The 20829-nt window shown below is 47.3% G+C and carries 23 protein-coding genes; 6 read left to right on the forward strand and 17 right to left on the reverse strand.

Annotated elements, in window-relative coordinates:
• Positions 1-24: 24 nt before the first annotated feature.
• The 7 genes from GZ78_RS19660 to GZ78_RS19685 all read right to left on the reverse strand — a co-directional run bounded on the left by GZ78_RS19660 (position 25) and on the right by GZ78_RS19685 (position 2844).
• Positions 25-399, reverse strand: coding sequence for a type II toxin-antitoxin system VapC family toxin (locus GZ78_RS19660; protein ID WP_034839961.1), 375 nt, complete (start codon positions 397-399; stop codon positions 25-27).
• The gene (locus GZ78_RS19665; RefSeq protein ID WP_034839963.1) at positions 386-652 is read right to left on the reverse strand and encodes a hypothetical protein; all 267 of its coding nucleotides are present in this window, start codon (positions 650-652) and stop codon (positions 386-388) included. The genes GZ78_RS19660 and GZ78_RS19665 overlap by 14 nt, the downstream gene beginning before the upstream one ends.
• Positions 653-1090: 438 nt before the next feature.
• Positions 1091-1366 carry a 3'-5' exonuclease gene (locus tag GZ78_RS19670; protein ID WP_034839965.1) on the reverse strand — a complete coding sequence of 92 codons (276 nt, stop codon included), beginning with the start codon at positions 1364-1366 and terminating at the stop codon, positions 1091-1093.
• 200 nt (positions 1367-1566) lie between these two features.
• Positions 1567-1857, reverse strand: a complete 291-nt coding sequence (locus GZ78_RS19675; protein WP_034839967.1) for a hypothetical protein — start codon at positions 1855-1857, stop codon at positions 1567-1569.
• A gap of 114 nt (positions 1858-1971) precedes the next feature.
• On the reverse strand, positions 1972-2115 hold the full coding sequence (locus GZ78_RS29585; RefSeq protein WP_161787437.1) for a hypothetical protein: 144 nt from the start codon (positions 2113-2115) through the stop codon (positions 1972-1974).
• Positions 2109-2552, reverse strand: coding sequence for an N-acetylmuramoyl-L-alanine amidase (locus tag GZ78_RS19680; protein WP_034839969.1), 444 nt, complete (start codon positions 2550-2552; stop codon positions 2109-2111). The genes GZ78_RS29585 and GZ78_RS19680 overlap by 7 nt, the downstream gene beginning before the upstream one ends.
• Positions 2553-2568: 16 nt before the next feature.
• A complete protein-coding gene (locus tag GZ78_RS19685; RefSeq protein ID WP_034839971.1) occupies positions 2569-2844 on the reverse strand; it encodes a flagellin in 276 nt (91 codons plus the stop codon).
• 430 nt (positions 2845-3274) lie between these two features.
• Here GZ78_RS19685 and GZ78_RS19690 point away from each other — a divergent pair, with 430 nt between their 5' ends.
• Positions 3275-3646, forward strand: a complete 372-nt coding sequence (locus GZ78_RS19690) for a VRR-NUC domain-containing protein (RefSeq protein ID WP_152558843.1) — start codon at positions 3275-3277, stop codon at positions 3644-3646.
• A gap of 20 nt (positions 3647-3666) precedes the next feature.
• Positions 3667-4599, forward strand: a complete 933-nt coding sequence (locus GZ78_RS19695; protein ID WP_034839974.1) for a type VI immunity family protein — start codon at positions 3667-3669, stop codon at positions 4597-4599.
• 789 nt (positions 4600-5388) lie between these two features.
• Here GZ78_RS19695 and GZ78_RS19700 read toward each other — a convergent pair.
• The 9 genes from GZ78_RS19700 to GZ78_RS19740 form a co-directional block, all read right to left on the reverse strand.
• Positions 5389-6162, reverse strand: coding sequence for a heme ABC transporter ATP-binding protein (locus GZ78_RS19700; protein ID WP_034839977.1), 774 nt, complete (start codon positions 6160-6162; stop codon positions 5389-5391).
• A complete protein-coding gene (locus GZ78_RS19705; protein ID WP_034839979.1) occupies positions 6162-7211 on the reverse strand; it encodes a FecCD family ABC transporter permease in 1050 nt (349 codons plus the stop codon). Before GZ78_RS19705 ends, GZ78_RS19700 begins: the two co-directional genes overlap by 1 nt.
• Before the next feature lie 35 nt (positions 7212-7246).
• Positions 7247-8134, reverse strand: coding sequence for a heme/hemin ABC transporter substrate-binding protein (locus GZ78_RS19710; protein WP_034839981.1), 888 nt, complete (start codon positions 8132-8134; stop codon positions 7247-7249).
• Entirely contained in the window at positions 8131-8559 is a 429-nt protein-coding gene (locus GZ78_RS19715; protein WP_034839983.1) for an ExbD/TolR family protein, read from the reverse strand. The genes GZ78_RS19710 and GZ78_RS19715 overlap by 4 nt, the downstream gene beginning before the upstream one ends.
• Positions 8556-9242 (reverse strand): MotA/TolQ/ExbB proton channel family protein, encoded by a 687-nt coding sequence (locus GZ78_RS19720; protein WP_034839984.1) that lies wholly within the window; start codon positions 9240-9242, stop codon positions 8556-8558. Before GZ78_RS19720 ends, GZ78_RS19715 begins: the two co-directional genes overlap by 4 nt.
• Before the next feature lie 68 nt (positions 9243-9310).
• Positions 9311-10087 (reverse strand): energy transducer TonB, encoded by a 777-nt coding sequence (locus tag GZ78_RS19725; RefSeq protein ID WP_051786371.1) that lies wholly within the window; start codon positions 10085-10087, stop codon positions 9311-9313.
• A 417-nt stretch (positions 10088-10504) separates the two neighbouring features.
• Positions 10505-11914, reverse strand: coding sequence for a sodium:solute symporter family protein (locus tag GZ78_RS19730; RefSeq protein WP_081869950.1), 1410 nt, complete (start codon positions 11912-11914; stop codon positions 10505-10507).
• A gap of 174 nt (positions 11915-12088) precedes the next feature.
• Positions 12089-14104, reverse strand: a complete 2016-nt coding sequence (locus GZ78_RS19735) for a TonB-dependent hemoglobin/transferrin/lactoferrin family receptor (RefSeq protein WP_051786372.1) — start codon at positions 14102-14104, stop codon at positions 12089-12091.
• A 314-nt stretch (positions 14105-14418) separates the two neighbouring features.
• Entirely contained in the window at positions 14419-15510 is a 1092-nt protein-coding gene (locus tag GZ78_RS19740; RefSeq protein ID WP_034839991.1) for an OmpA family protein, read from the reverse strand.
• 168 nt (positions 15511-15678) lie between these two features.
• Between GZ78_RS19740 and GZ78_RS19745 the strand changes: the two genes are divergently transcribed.
• A complete protein-coding gene (locus tag GZ78_RS19745) occupies positions 15679-15933 on the forward strand; it encodes a hypothetical protein (RefSeq protein WP_034839993.1) in 255 nt (84 codons plus the stop codon).
• A 6-nt stretch (positions 15934-15939) separates the two neighbouring features.
• Here the strand turns inward: GZ78_RS19745 and GZ78_RS19750 are convergent, their stop codons facing one another.
• Positions 15940-16785, reverse strand: a complete 846-nt coding sequence (locus GZ78_RS19750; RefSeq protein ID WP_034839996.1) for a hypothetical protein — start codon at positions 16783-16785, stop codon at positions 15940-15942.
• Positions 16786-16927: 142 nt separating this feature from the next.
• On the opposite strand from GZ78_RS19750, the gene GZ78_RS30705 reads away from it, so the two are divergent.
• From GZ78_RS30705 to GZ78_RS19765, 3 genes are all read left to right on the forward strand, one after another.
• Complete coding sequence (locus GZ78_RS30705; RefSeq protein WP_269078781.1) at positions 16928-17056, forward strand: hypothetical protein; 129 nt, start codon at positions 16928-16930, stop codon at positions 17054-17056.
• Between the two features lie 82 nt (positions 17057-17138).
• Positions 17139-18176 carry an endonuclease/exonuclease/phosphatase family protein gene (locus GZ78_RS19760; RefSeq protein WP_034840000.1) on the forward strand — a complete coding sequence of 346 codons (1038 nt, stop codon included), beginning with the start codon at positions 17139-17141 and terminating at the stop codon, positions 18174-18176.
• A 267-nt stretch (positions 18177-18443) separates the two neighbouring features.
• Positions 18444-20732, forward strand: coding sequence for a TonB-dependent hemoglobin/transferrin/lactoferrin family receptor (locus tag GZ78_RS19765; RefSeq protein ID WP_034840003.1), 2289 nt, complete (start codon positions 18444-18446; stop codon positions 20730-20732).
• The last annotated feature ends 97 nt before the right edge of the window (positions 20733-20829 follow it).

The following is a 20829-nucleotide window of genomic DNA, read 5'->3' on the forward strand; positions in this document are numbered from 1 at the left end:
ACAGTACACATTCGCTTGGTTACCTCAGCGGCAGGCCTGGGGTAAATTATCCAAAATTTTCTGATCATGGGTGATCAGTGGAATATTCTGCACCTGGGCATCAGCGCAAATTAGCCTATCAAAAGGATCTCGAGTCCAGGGCAGAAGAATACCCTCGTCCACAAGTCTCGACATGGGTGTTTTCGACACCGTCAGTCCAATTTCTGTGTAAAGAAATTGGATGATATTGGCTGGAGTTTCAGCAATTCGGCCAATTTCATTCAGGTATTGAAGTTCAAACCTGGCCATTTCGGGCAGCACGATATCATTATTGTCCAGCATGACCTTGACTTCGGAAGAGAGCTTCCGGATTTGTCTGCCATGTAAGAAGACTGCAATGTGAGTATCAATTAAAACCATTGTCGGGCTCCCAGTTAAACACTGATTCACTCTCCAGTCCCTCTTCATTGCCAATGATGATGGATTGCTCACCCATACTTTTCAGCCTGTCTAGCTTAGAGCCTTTGTTCGATAGGCTTATCGTCAAGTTGACCCCTCCGCGATCAACTACCACCGCTTGTCCTGTTTTGATGATTTCGTCAAAGATGGCATAGATATTTTTCCTGAGATTGGTCAGGTTAATGGGCTCTTGTCCATTCTGCTGATTTGCCATGCTGCACCTATTTTTTATGTGTGTACGCTTTATTTTAGTTACGTACGCTGAAAAGTAAATATCTCCAACTTTATACCTTGTTTTCAACTTGCTTATGAGGGCTTTGGATGACTTGTCAGAAGCGGACTTCCGGTGGTATATGGATAAGGTAGTCCGATACACAATTCTCTCCACGCTGCAGAGAAAATCTCATCCATTGCAATGATTTCTGCAAGTTTTATGCAATGGCAAAGTTGCTGCGTGCATGCCTTTGTCATTAGTTGGTATTGATCTATATCTGGCCCAGGAGGCTGACCGAGAATAGCGTCCGAGCATAAAATTCAGTAGAACGAGTCAGCTTTTTCACTGAATTTGTGCGAATAGTTGACCTATTTAAGCAAATTCAGTGGAAAAGATGGCCGTTCTTTCTGGATTTTAGGCCGGGCTGTCTATTCTCGGTCAGCCTCCTAGTAGATAATCCCGTGCGCGGGTGCAGGCTACATAGAGTAAGTGCCTTTCGGTGTTGTATACCTCTTCCAGATCAGCTTCATCTTCGACACTTTCTATCCGTTCCTGCAATGGCATGATTTCATCATCACAGGCCATAATGATAACTGCTCTGAACTCTAGTCCTTTGGCAAGGTGCATAGTGCATATAGAAGCTTTTCCAGTAACGGTGCTGACTTTGGTGTCCAAAACCTTGAAAGGGATGTTTGCCTTATCGAGAGCCAGCAATTCCCGCTCAGTTTAATTTCATGTTTTTCAAGTTAATTAAAGAGGGTTCTACAGCCCAAGAAAACCAGGCATTATCGAGGTCTGTTTAAATTACGTACAATTTAAAAGTAAAAAAATCTGCGATTTGGGATTCCTAAAATCCTCTGTAGTCCTTTAAAATCAAGGAGCTTCTGTTTGAGCGGGAATTGCTGACGATCCACTTACTGAAGTATCCTTTCTTTCCACAAGGCATAACGCTCTTTTGCGCGCTCAGCCACTACGACAGGCTCTTTCACCCATTCAGGCTTACCATAACGACTAAGAGGGGTAATACAGCACCTATCTCCCTTGGAGCTAGTACAATAATGACTCATCACCTGGCGACGCCAGAGCTCTCCATCGTAGTGATAAGCGCTTCCGTTTTTAGAAACTTCAATCAAGTCAATCGTTATGGAGCCTGAGGCATCTGAACAGATATAGGCTAGAAGTGTACGATCTTTAGGTCCAGGCATGCCTCTACCTCTCCGAATGGGTTTAGTTTCCTTACTTTACTCAGCCTCTCAAAGCAGGAGGGTTCAATGACAAGACACAGCCTACATACAGAAAGCCTACAAATAACTGTCATTCTATGAAAGCTGTTGCATCAACAGATTACAAACAGTTATCTGAAGGGTCAATTCAGCCTTGGCTTCTTTGGTTTTGTTCACATCGGGAAAGATCTTGTCGATCACCTTCCCGATCACCGGAATGGCAGCCACCAGACTCACCATTTGCCTCCCAGCAGTCCTTCCTGTCTCAGCCAATGATGTACATCAAAGTTGGGACAGGTCTTCACCTTGCTGAAGTGGTGATGGCTATGCATGACAGCGTTTGGATAAAGCGTCTGGTGACCTGCTACCAGAAACTTAAGTATCCGCTTCTGATCTGGAGTAAAGTTATCTTCCGGCTGGTTGTTCTTATCCAGCCCACCCACCAGACAGATACCCACGCTCTCGTGGTTGTGGCTTTTGGCATGAGCACCCCAGTCATCCATGGGTCGTCCCTGTTTCACAGAGCCATCCCGTTCAATCACCCAGTGGTAACCAATATCCAGAAAGGCCCGTTCCATGGTGTGCCAGCGTTTGATGTCGTTAAAGGTCACATGTTGATTAGCTCGGGTATCCGAGCAATGCACGACGATGTAATTAGTTTCCTTTCGCTTGCCCATGACTCATCCCCTGAGTTTACGTTTTAAGAAAATAAGACAGAAGCCCAATAGCAGCGGTCAGCACGATCCAGCCGAACCGCTCGATATAGCCCAGTATCACGCCCCGGCGACTGGCCTGGAACTCCAGCTTCCGGATGCGTTTCTCCTGCTCATCCAGACGTTCATCCTGCCGGGAAAGGTTGCTGGTCTGATGAGTAATCCGCTCCTCAATCATGGCCAGGCGAGACACCGAGTCGCTCAGTTTGTCGAGTTTGGAATCAATCTGATCCAGTCGCCTTGAGAGATCCTCCATATCATAGTGCCCTGGTTTACTAAACAGACCGTGAGTTAGCGAATCTGATCAAATGACTCTTTTAGCAACGATTATAAAAAGCTATATTTCCCTCACTCATCGTCATTGTGGGATCAGGCTCGTTTCCAAAAACAAGAACAAGCCAATAAGTGAAAGCAGGGAGGCCAGAAAGTTACCTTCTACTCATCCTTCATCCGTTGAGAAAATCATTCCCCCAGGCACTGATAACACTGTTCCCACAGACCCGGAAGAGAAAAAACGCGCACTGGATCGAAGTGTCATGTGTACCATCATGTGCTGCTGTAACGATCATCCAGCCAAGGGCCAAAGTGATCAGGACTTGAAGCAGAGCTGCGCTCATTAGGTCTTGCAGGCAGCGGACAAAGCCCTGGAATGGAAAAGCCGTTATAAGTCAGAAGTCTCCTGGAACATGAACCTCCAGACCGGCGAACCACCGCAACCCATGATGCACCGAGATGCCTGGGGCAATGACACGACCGAGCCATCCCATTACTGGCAGGGCCGAATTGCTGAAGTAGATGGTTACCGGCCAGGACGTGGTGATATCCGGCGACCGGATCTGGTGATCGTCTCTGACTCCAGCAAGCCTCCTTCCCAGGATAATATTGATCAGGTGGTAGAGTTTAAGTTTGGTCAAGACAGGCGGGATAATGATCAAGATGAAGCTTACAAGGGTATTGCCGGCAGTCGGAAAAAATACTCAATATACAGGGTAGGCGGCCCTCGAAAAGATGTAGAGCAAGGCTGTAATTGTCAGAATCCTATTCAATCTGCCGTTTGAGAAGAATAACAGGAATACCTATGACCCAGTTAGACCTTAACACCCTTAGTAATCAGCCTGTCGCCTATTTTCCAACAGGTAATCCAGCTGCCTACGCTGGCCTGACCATGAGCTTTTATTTTGGCGCACCTGGTGAATCTGAAAAGCGACAGTCTTTGGTTAATTGTATTCAATACTATCTTCAACAGGCAAAAGGACAGCTCCAGCTCTATGCAGTTGCCGGAGATAAACGCCATCGCACTTTAAGTCCCGGAGAAAACCCAAACCCGGAATTACTGGCAAAAATGCTGGATACTGACATTACCCTGGATTTTGAGGCGGGAGGGGCTCATGAAGGCATTGCCCATCCATGGTCAATTAGCTCTTTAGCCAGGGGGGTCACCTACCCCAACTACCTAGGTTTTCTACTTTTATCATATCCGGCTTCGATGCTTGAGCACATAGGCGTGCAGGGCTTTGCTCAACAGTTTGTTACAATGTGCAACCAATTGCAGGTCGAACATGCCTACGCTGGATTAGGCCTTATCTTTCCTTTTGACGTAGGGGGGCGTAACGCAGCTCAGAATATCATAGGGGATAACCTAATGCGTTACCCTGGACTAGATGCCCATGACTTGTCAGGAGTCATGATCCATTGTCGAAACGGTATAAAATCCATTAACTTTCTAACAGCTGTATCCCACCGTTTACTGGCCAGAGCAGGAGGTTCTGACACAGTACTAGCTAATGCGGGTTCCCGTGTTCTGTCCTGCCCCTACAGCAGCGGTACCGTTTTTCAGGCCGGGCATGAGCCTCAAATTGGAGCTCCCAATCAGCCACCTGAAGATTACGTTGCTCTTGGAAGGGCTCTGAAAGCAGCAAGAGCACCTTTTGAAGACTCCATGTTTGATGACCCGGCAGGACAAGACGACGAAGCCTTTACACAACGCTGGCTGGCACGATTTGATGGTTAGTGAAAAATTGCTGTCCTGTTGAGTAACCCACTTCTCCCTCAGCTTGTAGTGCCTGGAGTCAATCTGATCCAGTCATCTTGAAAGGCCGTCCATCACGATCTTCCTTGACCTGGGCAAAGGTCAGATTATTGTAAGCGGTCGGGCAACTCCATCTACCCCTATTCCCACCAATTCGTTATTTTTGGCCCTTTCTCAGCTCATTGATGATTGAGTGCAGATCATACTCCTGACCGTTCGTAGAGATTCCTGAATTATCCAGGTTGAGAGATGATTGCTGCTTGGGTGACTTCCGTTTCTTGGGTTTGGGAATAGGAGTAATAAACTCGGCTTTGCGGCGATGTTCGATAATTCGCTGGGTCGGCTGGCCACTGTCATCCAGCTCCCAGTGCCGGGCTGGGTACTTTAGGGTGAGTTCAGAATCGGCTTTTTAAAGAAAATGTCAGTCATAGGCATCAGTACTATCCATAGTCTGCATTATCAGTAGGAAGCCTCGAAACTTGTATTGCCTTCCGTTTAATCAATGATAAGCAGTGGGTTTGCTCAAAGGGCTCTTGCTCAAAGGGCTATAGTCGTTTAAATGAAGAGAAGATTAGAGTTTAGCTTGCTTGAAAATTCAGCGTCTATCTAAACATAAATGGACTTTATATGTCGGTAGTAATGCTTGCAAATAATGGGGGCGATCACCTGTCTTCCAAAAAGAGATATGACAATTGATCACTTTTATTCAAATACAATGTCTCATCCCATCATTCGACAGGATGAGACATTGTGAAATGATCTCAATAGAGATTAATTATTGATCACCAGAGGGCAGTGATGAGCAGGATGTTCTGAGATAGTGACATCTACGTTGAACACTGCTTTTACCGTTTCTACCGTGAGTACCTCATGAGGTGTACCCTGAGCGGCGATCCCTCCTTCTTTGAGAATCACCAGGCGGTCAGAATAACGGGCAGCCAGATTCAGGTCGTGCAGAATCACCAGAACACCGACGCCTTTCTCTGCTTGTTTTCGAGCCATTTTCAGGGTCAGTTGCTGGTGGGCAGGGTCAAGAGCCGAGGTAGGTTCGTCCAGTAATAAATAGCGTTTACCAAAGTCCAGCTCATTCCAGATTTGTGCCAGTACCCGGGCCATATGAACTCTCTGTCGTTCACCACCTGACAGGGTGGTGTACTGACGATCTTTCAGATGCAGACCATCCACTTCATTCAGAGCGGCTTCCACAATCGCCAGATTTTCAGTTCGATCGGTGGCACAGGGAATACGTCCCAGAATAACGACTTCTTCAACAGTAAATGGAAAACTCAGAGAGGAAGACTGAGGTAATACCCCAAGCATTAAAGCCTGCTGTTCCAGTCTCCAGTCTTCTCTGTCATTCAATATAACGCTGCCTGAAGAAGGCTTTCGCTCGCCGCTGATAACTTTCATCAGTGTACTTTTGCCCGCTCCATTGGGGCCGAGTACGGTTACAACCTCGCCTGGAGTGACGGTAATGCTGACATCATCGAGGAGTGTTTTTTCACCGATCTGCACTGTGGCATTCTGAACCTTGAGACTACTCATCAAGCAATCCTCTTGCGTTGCTGCCACAGCAGGGACATAAAGAACGGAGCTCCCATCAGGGCGGTAACAATACCAATGGGCAGTTCAGCCGGTGCCACGGCAACTCTGGCGATCATATCCGCTGCCAACAGCAGGATTCCCCCCAGCATGGCTGAGGCGGGTAACAGTGTTCTGTGATCAGGGCCTACCATCAAGCGAATCAGATGAGGAACAACCAGACCAACAAAACCAATAATCCCGGCGACCGATACGGAAACACCCACAGCCATGGCTGTGACCAGAATCAATTTCAGTTTTGTTTTTTGGACATCTATTCCCAGGTGTCTGGCTTCAGATTCTCCGAGTAGCATGGCGTTCAAAACCTGTCCGTAACGACAGAGCATGAATATGACTGGCCCCAGCAGAGTGAAGCAGAGCAGAACAGAGTTCCAGTTGGCACCACCAATGCTGCCCATCTGCCAGAAAGTCAGGCTTCTGAGTGTGGCATCGTCGGCAATGTAATTCAGAATCCCCATACCCGCACCCGCCAGAGCAGAAATAGCTACGCCAGCTAACAACATGGTAGCTACGGAGGTGCCATTATTGGTGGTACCCATTTTATAAACGATCCAGGTCGTAAGAACGCCGCCAGCAAAGGCCAGTAGCGAGACGCTGTAATCCATGAGTAATGAGCTGGAGAACCCTGCAAAAAGAGCGCCTCCCAGAACAATACCAATACCCGCTCCCAGTGCTGCGCCACTGGATACACCAATGATACTGGGGTCTGCCAGCGGGTTGCGAAACAAGCCCTGCATGGCGGCACCGGCAATGGCCAGAGAGCTGCCAATCATGGCACCCATCAGGGTTCTTGGCATGCGGATGGATTCTACGATCAATCGGGTTTGGTCAGATACCTGGCTGTCGGTTATGCCCAGTCGATCAAAAAGGATATAGAGAATATCCAGAGGTGCGATGGAGACCGGACCAGTGCCCACGGACAGCACAATGACTGCTGGCAGGGCGACTGCCAGCACTATCAGTAACAGTGCCGATTTACGACTACGGTTCATTCTTGTTCTCGGTGAGTGGTTTTCTGTGGCGGTGATCAGGATTCCGGATAAAAGGCCTTAGCCAGACTCAATGCGATTTCACCGGTTCTCGGACCCAGCCCGCCCAGTAATAATCGACCGTCTACGGGAATGATCCGGGCATTTTTACCCGCAGGAGTCTGTTTCAAAATAGGTTGGCTGTCCAGTAACTGTTCCATAGTAAGGCCACGGCCACGATCAGAATAGATAATGACATCAGGAGCCAGGGTCAACAGGGACTCGTTGGAAAGAGGCTTGTAGCTGTTGAATTGTGCTTCAGCAGGATTAAAGCCGCCGGCCAGCTTGATCAGGGAGTTAGCTTCGGTACCTGAGCCTGAAACAGAAGGGGTTCTGCCTTCCATTGCCAGCAGAAACAGAACGTTGGGTTTGTCTTTTCCCTCAGCCAGCTTTTCGGCAGCTTTAAGATCGCTGTCAATGGACTGCCAGAGAGCCTCACCCTCTTTCTCTTTGTTCAGCAGCATGGCTAATGAGCGGATGCGGTTATGAATATTGTCAGCCGAGTTATCGGTGGCGAAAGACTCTACGTTCAAACCGGCCATTTCCAGCTGAGTGATCGTTGTGTCTGGACCCATGTCGTCTGTACCGATCAACATGTCAGGTTTGAGTGCCAGAATACCCTCGGCAGAGAGCTGTTTGTGATAACCGAGTTTGGGCAGCTTGTTAACCTGAGGAGGGTAGTTGCTGGTCAGATCAACAGCAACCAGCTGGTTACCGGCACCCAGAGCATAAATAATCTCGGTGATGCCGCTGCCAGCAGAAACAATGCGCTTCTCTTCAGTGGCACTGGTTTCCTGAGGTATGTTGATCACCGTAGCCATTGCTGAGAAGGAGAGAGTGAGGGGGAGCAGGGCTGCTGCCAGTTTTTTGCCAATAGCTTTGTTCATGAGTCTTTCTCCTCCATAAGGACTTGTGCAGCAGTGATTTCGTGTTCACTTAAAAACATCATCAGCTCAACCAGGTTACCCAGTGGTGCTTCCCGATCACCAGCAACCAGTACTGTAGTGTCTGGTGCTTCTTTTACGCGGGAAAGAAGGCTCTGACTAAATGATTCGAAGTTGTCGTATTTTGTTTCTTCCACAGCCCAGGGCTGGCCTTTGGCAAGAATGCTGACGGTCAGGGTTTTAGGCTCCTGGGTCAGTGTAGCTTCCTCACGACTGGCTTCGGGCAGGTTGACCGGCAGACTTAAGGTTTGCACATTGGCTGTGAACAACAGGAAAACCATGACGATGAAAACGACGTCCAGAAGCGGTGTCAGGTCCGCTGCAGTAAAGGAAGCACTGGTTTCTTCGTTGTTGGAAATTCGAATCATGCTGCTACGGCCTCGGGGCAGATGCCGGTTTCCTGATTGATAGCGATGCCATCGTCGTTCATTTTCAGGCCTTCCAGCAGCAAGTTGGCATGATTCAGGGCGAACTCCAGTTTGGAAACATAGTGGTTAGCCCAGATGCCAAAACTGTGAGCGGCTGCCAGAGAAGGAATAGCGACCATAAGACCAAACGCTGTGGTGAACATGGCTTCCCAAAGACCACCGGCCAGAACGTCAGGTGTAACAGGTCCCTGAATCTCGGAAATGCCCTGGAACATACCGATCAGACCAAGCACTGTACCGAGCAGGCCCAGCATAGGGGCCAGAATTCCGATCAGCATCAGTGGTTTCAGCCACGCGTGCAAAGCATTCTTTTGCTTGAGCAACCAGAGACCCGCTACTTCTTCACGCATTTCTTTATGGCAGTCATTATGGCTTAGCAGAATGGCGATGCCTTTGCGGACCCCTTTGCCTGCAACAAGATTCTTACAAAGTTTATTCTGACTGTTATTGCAGTTAGAGCAGCCACGAACTTCATTCAGCAGGGTTTGCATGCTTTTATTGTCGAGACTGGGCAGCATTACAAAGGTAATCAGTCTTTCCAGAATCAGGGCCACACTGATGCAGGAAATAATGGCCAGAGGCCAACCCATGAATCCTAAAGAAGCTATCTGTTCCAGTAACATCAATTAATACCTGCTAATAATCTTGAAAATCTTCTACTGCTTGTGACGATTTAGTTCACTTGGAGCAGTTAATTCAGTTGGAATGCCACGGGAATATGAACCCGGGATGCCACCAGTTGGTTGTTTCGTTTCTGAGGTTCGAACTCCCAGTCCTCGACGGCAGCAATGGCAGACTTGTCCAAAATGGCAAAGCCGGATGACTCCAGTATTTTTATCTTCATGGCATGACCATCGGTGTCTACCAAGACTTCCAGCATGACAATGCCTTGCTGGTTTCTTCGTTGAGCAATACGGGGGTAACTGGGCGGGGCAGACTTGCGAATAGCCGGCTGAGAGACAAAGACTGGCTGGTTGCTCAGGCCTTCTACTTCTGTTTCTTCAGTGGCTGTTTTAACGACCTGGGTCTCGGCAGGGGTTTCTTCCTGAGGCTTTGTTTCTTTTTTAGGAGGCTCAGGTTTTTTCTTGACCACCGGTTTTGGCTCAGACGTTTTATCCGCTGAAGGCTCTTTCTTAATTTCGGGCTTTTCAGGCTGGGGTTCTGGCTCAGCTATTTTGACGACATTTTTCTTCGGCTCAGGCTTTTTTATGGGCTCAGGCTTTTTTATGGGCTCAGGCTTTTCAATGGGCTCAGGCTTCTTTTCGACAGGCTTGGGCTTTTCTCTGACAGGTTCTGGCTCTACTTGAGGGGCGGCTTGTTGTACAGAAGAGAAGGTCATGCTGATGGGCGCTTTGATACTGCCCTGGGCTAGTTTCGGCTGCTGGTCTTCTTGTTGTCCATTGTATATCGCCACTGCGACATGAGCGGCAATGGAAATAATCAATGTGAGTAGCAGCGTTCGAGACATATTGGATTTACTTGTTCATTAGCGGGTGAAGAGTACTGTAACTTCAAAGTGTATTCAATAAACTAAATGATAATAATTCGCATTTATTTTATACGTGGCAATAAATGCCAACTGCCTGAAAAGATTGATATTTCAATCATCTGAGTTGGAAAAAGAGATGTTTATGTCTTGTTTTGGTGACCTTTCATCAGGCTTGTGACTGAGCCACCCAGGTTACTTTCACTCTTATAGAGAGCACTATTATTCATCATAGGGTGGTGGCCGGGGTATCAGGACATCATCACCAGGCATAGACAAAACCCGAAGCTTTTCTGGCGGCAATCAAGCCCAGCTTCCACAGTACTGTGACATTTAACCAGATAGACTGGCGTTTACCCCGTTGAATGAAAGCAGGTTCTGGGGTGAGCTATGGCTTAATTAACGGATATGAATGGCTTTTTGCGTCGTATCTTTCTGGTTGGTTACGACCAATAAAAGACTGAACAGGGCTGAAATCACTACCAGTGGAACTACTGGGGCAATGCCTGTATCGAGAATAGAGTAACTCGAAAAGCCCACAGCCAGAGCATGCATGAAGAAACCGAGCCACAGAATAACGATGACAGCCAGGCTGATGTTGAACAGGACTTTGTTCACAGAATTTTGACGAACGCAAACCATCAGTAAGGGCGTCAGTGCTGCAAAACCGGCGAGCGACCAGACCCCCAGTTGGAAAATGTTGCCTGTTGTGCAGATGGCCAGTGCATAACAGAGAAGAATCATGATAGCTAAAGGCATTTTTTCTATGCTCTTTTGGCTTTTCTGGAAGATCAAGCTGGCTCCCAATAGCTGAGAATCCAGTGACGACATGATGGCAGCCAGTACACTCACAGCAATAATACCAGCCACAAACTCATTATTCAGGTCGCCAATCAGGGCGATGATGACAGGTTCATCTGGCTTTTGGGCAAATTCCAGGTTGGACAGCATGCCGATAAAGGAACTGCTTAACCATAAGATAAGGATGCAGGCCGGGTATAAACGAATACTTTGCTTAAAGTGGTCAGGACTTTTTGCCGTGCACCAATGACTGAAAATGTGGGGGAAAGCACCAACAGAAATAGCCAGAAACGCCAGTGATACTGTATTTCCGGGATTAGGTAAATAGTCTGATGGATTGAAAAAGCCCGATTTCTGAGTTTGCAGCAAGTGCAGGCTTTCAGAAAAACCGCCCCATTTTGAAAACAAATAGGTCGCAATATAAAAGGCCCCGACCAGAAAAATAATAGCCTGTACTGTATTGATGCGTGAAGTGGTCGTCATCCCGCCCAAAAAAACATAGCCAAAGACCAGAAGGGCAATAACCCCTGTACTCAGATATTCTGGAATAGTCAGCTGGTATGAAGAAAACACCAGAGACAGAACTTCTCCACCTCCCTTCAGACCAATGACGATGTAGGGGATAAGGAACAGAATGGAGATGGATGAAATCATTGCACCGCTGGATTTGGAGCCGGTTTTCAGATGAACCAGGTCTCCCTGAGTCAGAAAACCATATCGTCTGGACTGTTCACATACTTTTCGACCCATGGTGTGAAACAAAAATGGGACGATCAGGGCTGTAGACACTCCCATGGAAATAAACACCATAAACCCGGAGTCAAAGGCCTGATCTGGCACACCAATGAGACTGATCGATGTCATGTTGGTAGCGAACAGGGTCAGTAAAAGCACCCAGGAACCGGTTTTTCTTCCTCCGGTGTAAAACTCTTCTCTGGGTGCACTTTTCATGGAGCCATAAGCAACCATCGACAGCATGGCCAGATAGAGAGTTAGAATAATTAGCATGGTAAACGACTTTGTACTTCTTAATCGGTGGGGCGGATTATCAGTCAAATAGTATCGAATAAGAAAGGGTGAATTTGAGATATCTGACGATTTGTTTTATTGAAGGATATGCGGAATAAAAAATGCCGGACAAGTGTCCGGCATTGGAAGGCTGCTTTATGGGTTCATGGCTGCTTAGAACATATAGCGTACGTTCAGCTTGACGTTGCGACCTGACTCATAAAGTTTTTCCCAGGCGGTGATGTAGTATTCATCCGTCAGGTTATTAACAGTCAGGTCGGTCTTGATACCTTTGAGAGCACCGCTGGTTGGCTCATAGCTGACGTACAGGTCAACCAGGTCGTAGCTGTCATAGGAGTCAATGTCGTCGAAGTCATAGTCGGCACGGATATTTTCCTGTGCTCTGACATGGGTGTATCGAGAACCGATTTTCAGGTCACCCTGCAGCATCAGATAGGCAACATCAGCAACGACTTTGTCGGCCGGAATGTTGTCCAGATACTCGCCAGTCTTCTTGTCTTCGCCACGGGTCTGGCCATAGGACAGACCAAACTGAATATCCTGATAGCGATACTGACCGGCCAGCTCAAAGCCCTTCAGACGCGCTTCATCCACATTCTTCCAGGTAGTGGTATTACCATCAACGATCTGATTGATGAAGTTATCCACATCATTCTGAAAGACATTAGCAGTGACTGTCAGCTCATCTTCACCCAGCAGGTTGGAGAAGTTCATGCGAGCTGAAAGCTCTTTGTTGGCAGCTTCTTCCGGTTTTAAGTCCGGATTAGGAACAAAGGAATTTCGGATGCCACCACCCGGAAAGCCCGGGATAGGTATAAAGAAGTGAGTGCCCGTAGAAAACATCTCTTCCATGTTAGGCGCTCGGAAAGCTTCGTTATAGCTGGCAGTCAGAGTCAGCCAGTCTGTGGTATCCCAGATCAGGGCAACAGAAGGTGATACGGCGTCGTCAGTTTGTTTCTTCTCTTCAATATCCGACCCTGAGCGCTTGTCCTTAGCCTCAAAGCGGTCGTAGCGAACACCGGTTTGCAGTGTCCAGGCATCTGCCAGTGGTACATCGGCCTGAACAAAAGCGCCTACAGTGGTGGATTCGCCATCGAGAGCTTCTGGACGATTGCCTTCATTTCCGGAGTCGTCGCGCTGAGTTTCAATGGTGTTCTTGTAAGCATCCAGACCATAGGTCAAATCAAGGTGTGTCAGCTTTGAAACGTTGGTAAACGCTGCCCCCAGAGTTTTGTAGCGGGTGTTGTCTGTTTGCTTGTCTTCAACCCTGTATTCGTCGAACTCAGTATCGTTATAAAACAGCTGGAACTTGCTGTCGACCAGAGCACTGTCAGGATCAAACAGATAGGCTGCAGACAAGTTAGTGTTGGTAGATTCCTGAATGATCAGTGGAGAGTCGGTATCTACTGCAGTAGTCGGATTGCTTGGAACCTTGGCATTGGTTTGAGCCTGCTGAGCCTTAAACTCAAAACGACTGTCGTCATTCAACTGCCAGCCCAGTTTGGCCATGCCCCCCTGTTCACGGGAGCCGGAGTTTTCTACTTCGTCGCCATTGCCTTTGCCGGTAGTTCCTGTTTCATAGTTACCACCGTCGTTGTAATAACCATTGAGCAACCAGTCGAAGTTGTCATTTACACCATATAGAGAGGCGCTGGTTCGTGACTCATTGTTGTTGCTCTGGAAGCCCTGGGATACATAACCACCCAGGGTTTCACCAGGTTCCAGAAGCTCTTCAGCGGTTTTCGTGCTTTGTACAACCACACCGCCGACCGCACCTGATCCCCACAGGTTACTGGATGGGCCTTTAACCACTTCTATGGATTTCAACAGTTCAGGGTCGGTGAAATAAGTACCTCGGTGACCGTTACTGAAGTTCTGGCGAGCACCATCAACGATTTGAAGAACCCGTGTGCCTTCCAATCCACGAATGTTAATGCTCTGGGAGTTGGCGCGTGGGCCACCGCTGACGGAAACGTTTGGAAGAGACTTGACGGCTTGAGCCACAGACTCTGGCTGCTCTTGCTGGATCTGGTATTGATCGACCACTTCTATGGTCTGAGCTACATCATTGATGTCTTTTTCGGATCGGGTGGCAGTCACTGTCACCTGATTGAGAAGGGTTGCATCAGTTTGAGGTGTAGCCTCTGCGTATACAGCACCGGAAGACATTGCCATTACAGCAATTGCTAGCCTACTTCTGGTAAGCGTCATTGTTAGCCTATGTTTTCTGCTTGATTAGTCTGATTAAGTTCAGTCACCACAAACGCTCAAACTGCATTCCCCGAAGCGCTCATGTTGATGTCGAAGAATAATAAGTAAAACAAAAACTAAATGCAAATCATTATCATTTAGATTGTTAAGATATAACGAAAGATATGGGAAATTGAAATAATGTGTAACTGTCATGTAGAGGGGGGAAGGAGAAGTATGAACTTTGTTATCGGTATTGGGGGGAGAGCCCGGAATGAGCTCTCCCGGATCGATCACTGCTTGATCTTGTGTTTCAGAGTGGCTTCAACCCGGCGGTTAGCGGCACGTCCTTCAGCAGTTTCATTACTGGTAACTGGCTGATCTTCTCCATAACCGATGGCAGTCACATTGTCGCCCGCAATGCCATAGTTATTGATGAGAATATTCCGAACAGCATCTGCACGACGTTGTGACAGGTTTTTATTGTATTCAGCTGAACCTGTGTCGTCTGTATGACCTGAAATTTCAACAGGCACTTCAGGGTACGTTTTCAGAAACTGAACGACTTTATCGATGTTATCAATGCTGCCTGTCACATCGGCAGAGTTGGTAGCAAAGTTGACACTGAGCTTCATGCTGATGTCTTTTTCCAGAGCCACCTTACAGCCCTGGTCGTCGACTTTGCGACCTTTTGGTGTGCTCGGACACTGATCTTTGTAATCAGGAACTCCGTCTTCATCACTGTCCAGTGCACAACCTTTGGCATCAACCGCTGCGCCTGCCGGTGTATTGGGGCAGTTGTCGCGGGTATCAGGTACGCCGTCCTGATCTGTATCCGCTTCAACAGGTACTGGCGCTGGAGCCGGTGCTGAGCTGCCACCAAAGGCGTAGCTGACGCCGACGTTGATCAGGCTGTCCCAGGTGCTGTCATCGGTTCCATAAATGCCTCGAACATCTCCGCGCAATGACCAGTTGTCGTTCAGTGCATAACGTACACCCAGACCCGCATTGGCTTGGGTTTCTTTGTCGTCGTTGAGTTTGCCTTCAAACTCGGCATGGCCTACACCCAGAATGGCAAAAGGTTGCCACTTGGCGGTCATGGGTTTGAAGTAGTAGAGGGCATCCAGGTAATACTGGTTGACGTCAGTATCTCCGATTTTGCTGTCAGCGTTGCTGTCCAGAAATCTCAGCTCAGTGGCCCATTGGTCGTTATAGCGATACTCACCACCCAGGGTCAGTGTGGTGGCATCATCCAGATTGCGCTTGGAATCAAAGTTCTGAAGACCAATAGCCGGGTTGAGATACCAGCGTCCTTCATCGGCGGAAACGGAGGCGGCCAATCCCGCAGAAATCAAAAAAGCCAGTAACTGTTGTTTTTTTTGCACGTCTACATTCCATGGTGCGTTTGAGTTGTACGCAAAGTGTACCGACTTAATGTGTTCGTGTTAAATGTTTGTAGTGCGTCAAATGAGATATCTACCGATATTCAGGGACAGGGATCAGGAAATAGGCTGTACGCATTCAAAGTCACTAAAAAAATACTGTCGTTTATTATGGTGTTGTTACTCGCGCTGGCTGTTGTTGTAGTCATTCAGGTCCAGTTACCGGCTCCATTGTCTGCCCCAATTATTCTGCGCAACTATCTGGCCCAGAGCGCCATAGAGCAGGCAGAGCAAGGTGATTTCAACGAAATAGAGCGTCTGATGACCGTGCTGAAATCACCTTTTGATGAACATCCCGAACTTGAACACTATGCTCAAAAACCACCCGAATGGAGTAAAAAGCTGGCTGTGAGCTGCTCATCTTAAAACGGCTTAGAGGCCGCCGTATGTCTGTATTTTTTGAGTATTGATCGGTGTATGAGGTGAGTTATTACTATCTTCAAAAACTCTGAACAGCTCTAAGCCTGCGAACTTCTTAGCTACCAGATAGTATATTGTTTGAGCAATCACTTCCTGGACAGGAATAATTGGAAAACCGAGAAGCCAGGACACAACTCTCATTGATAAAAATGGATCTCTGGGGTGTTCAGGGTGTTTAACAGAATAGTTCAATGAGCTAAAAAACCATAGGCCTTGAGCAAACAAATTAAACGACACATATCCAACAATACCCAAGGTTTTAAGATTTGGTGACTCTACTTTAGTCGTGCTAGTTGTTGATGTATGAGATCTAGAGAGTAAGGGCTGGAAAAAGTCACTTAGATCAACCTGCGGTTTATAATCCCAGTTCGAAGCCAGGGTTCCAGGATCATTTGTAATAATTATGAGAGGAAAGCTATCACTATTACCTGTGATAAAAAGCTCATAATAATCACCCTCTGGGCCATTAAATCTGAGTTTTATTCGTTCAAGTAAACTTTCATTTTTCTGAAAGGATTCTCTCTCAGCACGAACGATTTTATGCTCTGATAATATAGAACTGTTTACCAAGATACTTTGTCCCTTCTGGCGCCATATTTTTTTAGCCGATAAGAGGCTATATCCCTGATATTTCAGTTCAAATAAAAATTCAGAATCTTTTTCTAGAGAGGTTTCATTGGCTTTAACCGCATATGTCGGATAATCATCTTCAAAGTTTGCAACCTTCTCGCTATGAATATCAACCAAATGGGCACCAAAATATTGGATGATATCTTCCTCGGTTTCTATTAAAGCCATGCTATCAGCAGCAAAAAAGAGGAATATGATAACTAAACATCTGTTCATATTAGAGTCCGTTTTATATAGCTGGATATTCGTTAAAGATATTCTATTTTTGATTCTTTGCCTGATAATCCACGCTTTTTTCAAAGAGCTCGAAATGCTGGATGAACAAATGAGCAAATATCAGGAGAGGTACGATGCTTTTGTCCAGCAGCAAGTTGTTCAACCTGTCCTGAAGCTCGGGGTTAATCAATTGGTCAAACAGAAATTAAAAGAACAGCAGTAGGCCGGGCTTCAGTATCTATACTTGGTGACCGTGGTCGGCTCGGGTCGGCCTGACGTTCACTTTGTCAGGGGGGCAGCCTTCAGTGTTGAAGACATTTCTGTGTCAGTTATGGTTGTTGTGGATCAGTGTTTTATTAACCTTCGGACTTGGGGCGAGCTGTGCAAAGGCCGAACCTTCCGTTCAATGTGCGGGTTCTCCGGAAACATTGAAAGCCGGTCAAAGTATCAAAGTGATGACCTGGAATATCCAGTTTCTGGCTGGTGGGATATATGAGGTATGGAATCCACCTCAAAATCGGGAAGCGCTTTCCCTGGAAAAACAGCTGTCCCTTTTTGAGCAGGTTTTAGACCTGATTGAAGAGGAAAATCCTGATATCCTCCTGCTTCAGGAAGTCGATGTAGATCCCAGAGTCAGGATGAACCAGGTCCAATGGTTTAAAGATGCTCTGCCTGCCCGGCTTCATTGCAGTACTCACACCGCATACACCTATCTTAATGGACATGCTTTATCGAAAGTCCGTAAAGAGCCTGGTGGACTGAACCTGCTGACATTTTCCCGTTTTGCTATTGAAAATTCTGTGAGACATGACCTCCCGGTTATACCTGATCAGTCTTTATTGCCCCTGACCACCAAAAGAGCCCTGCTGGAAACCCGAATTAATCTGGGTACTGAAACGCTCACGGTGATTAACATTCATTTGGATGCCTTCGCTCAGGGGCTCGATATTATGCAAAAACAAGTGAAACAGTTGGATGAAAGGCTGGGTGGGCTGAAAAATTCGTTCTGGATCGCCGGAGGAGATTTCAATCTCATTCCCAAAGGGCAATATGAATATCTCGATGACTCTGAGAAGTTCTGGTATCAGAAAGATTCTGAGTTATCTTTGCTTGCTATGAAGTATCCGGTGGTTCCTACACCTGAGCAGGCGTCAGGTGCTGAACGGCGTAAGTGGTTCACTCAGGCAACCCGGCCGGAGCTTGGCCTGGATCGGACGCTTGATTATCTGTTTTATTCACCCAGGTTTGATCTGGTGAATGCCAGGGTCATTCAGGGCAAGGCCGAAGGCCTCTCGGATCACCTGCCGGTAGTGGCAGAATTCAGGTTGAAGAAAGAAAGGTGATTCTTTGCATTAGCCTGTCGGACTTAAGGCCATTTCATGCACGAAAGCATAAGCACGACTGGCTCCTGTTCAAACGGCAATATGTACACCTATAAACGATAATGATTTGTAAACAGGGTGTTGTGAAAACTAACATCCTAATTAATTTCCAGGGTGGACTGGCTGATCCCCTCCAAAATCAGTCTTGTTCGCCGTAGTTGGTCATTGACTTGGGAAACTCTGTATCTGTAGATACGAGAACCGAGCTTCAGGAAGTACAGGCAGACAATGAGCCTACCCACGATTCAAAAAACACATCTGGCTCTCGCAGTCATGGCTATAGCCACTGCCTCAGCACAAGCAGAAGAGACTTTACCCTCCACTCAACCGACTTTGCTGGATCAGGTAACGGTTTCCGCTACCCGAACAGAGCAAACACTGGATTCAGTAGCCAGCAGTGTGGATGTCACCACAGCCGATGACATTGAAAAAAGAATGGCTAATGACATTAATGATCTGGTGCGTTATGAGCCCGGTGTCACGGTCACTGATGATGGTCGAACCGGTGCGGGTAGCTTCAATATCCGGGGGATGGATGCCAATCGAGTCAAGATTACTGTAGACGGTGTGGATCAGGCAAAAGCGTTTGACTCCACCAAAATGTTTTTGCGTTCCCAGCGAAATTTCATTGACCTGGAAACCATCAAGGCCGTTGAAGTTGTTAAAGGCCCGGCCTCTACGGTTCATGGCAGTGATGCCATTGGTGGTGTAGTGGCATTTGTCACCAAAGACCCCGCTGATTTTCTCAAGCCAGAAGGGGATGATTCCTATGCCTCACTGAAAGGTGGGTACTCTTCTGCAGACAGTGCATTTTCTGAAACAGGCACCCTCGCTAATCGCAGTGGCGATCTGGAGAGTCTGCTGATTTATACCCGTCGTGATGCCAAGGAAACTCAGACTCATGGTGGCGCTGATGTGAATGGTGATGCCAGGGGAGAAGCCGATCCTAAAGACATTGGCGTCAATAACGTGTTGGGCAAGTTGCAGTATCAATTGAGCGACGCACATCGTATAGGTGTGACTGCAGAGTGGCGGGAGTTGAAATCTGATACTGATTTACTTTCTATGGTGGGGGTCACACCAGAGGGTAATGATGCACCCTACGAAAAATTTATTGCTAAAGACTCAACTCAACGAAAGCGAATAGGCGTCTTTCATGATTGGGAAGCTTTTAATAGCGCGTTTGACACCCTGCATTGGTCTTTGAACTGGCAAGAATCAGAAACCAATCAGATCACCAATGACAAGATGGGTGTGAATACAGAAACAAGAAGAGGGTTTCCTGAGAGATTGGAGACGCAGGAGCGTAAAAAAGATTATCTATACAAGGAAACCAGCTGGCAGTTCGATCTGAATATGGCAAAGGAGTTGAGCATTGACTCAGTAAGTCACTTGTTTAGCTATGGGCTTGCTTTTGAGAGGAAAGAGCAGAATAACCTGAATAAAACCACATATATTCAGGATACTAAGAATGAAGGAGAGGAAATCAGTCGATATGCTCCCAAGGCGACAGTCAATTCTGTAGGGGTTTACCTTCAAGATGAAATAACTCTGCTGGATGACCGCCTGACGGTTACGCCAGGTATCCGTTATGACAGTTTTTCTCCCAAAACGGAAACCGACCAATACTACCCGACTGAAGTTAAAGACAAGTCGTACGACAACTGGTCTGCAAAGCTGGGTAGCGTTTATAAGTTTACAGACATTATCTCCGGTTTCGCCCAGATCAGTCAGGGCTTTGGTACGCCTGATATGTTTGCCATGTACTTTGAAGAGAAAGTGCCGGGTATCGTACATGTAAAGCCTAACCCTAACCTCAAACCTGAAAAGAGTGAGTCGATAGAAGTAGGCCTTAGAGCCAATGGCAGTCTTGGTAGTGCTGAACTGACATTCTTCTACAACCAATATGACGATTTTATCGAGCAGGTTTATCTGGGTAGAAACAGTCAGTACCGGGCAGGTATTTATCAGTATCAGAATCTGGACGACACAACCATTAAAGGCGTGGAGTTCAAAGGGAATCTCTGGCTGGATGAAGCGGTTGGTGCACCCATGGGAACCAGCCTGAAAACGGCCATTGCCTGGAGCAAGGGTAAGGGAACGCTGACTGATGCGAGTGGCAGTCTTCTGGAGAATGAGCCTCTTAACAGTATTGCCCCCCTGACCGCAGTGATTGGGCTGGGCTATGACGCTCCCAGCGAAAACTGGGGAGGTGAATTGATGTGGACACTGGTGGCAGAAAAAGAGAAGGACGATATCTCTCAGAACGATACCGCTGCTGACGAAACCAGGCCCAATGGTGATCAATTTGCGACACCGGGCTATGGTATTGTCGATATGACCACTTACTACAAGCCTGTAAAAGATGTAACGCTGACCGCCGGTATTTTCAATATTGCCGACAAAAAATACTGGAAATGGGATGACGTACGCGGTCTCTCCAGCACCTATGAAGGCCTTAACCGCTATACCCAGTCTGGCAGAAACTTTTCTGTCAGCGTGAAGTGGGAAATCTGATTTTCCTGCTCCGGTGAATACTGCCCTAGGAGGCTGACCGAGAATAGACAGCCCGGCCTAAAATCCAGAAAGAACGGCCATCTTTTCCACTGAATTT

The organism is Endozoicomonas numazuensis (assembly GCF_000722635.1).
Taxonomy (GTDB): Bacteria; Pseudomonadota; Gammaproteobacteria; order Pseudomonadales; family Endozoicomonadaceae; genus Endozoicomonas_A; species Endozoicomonas_A numazuensis.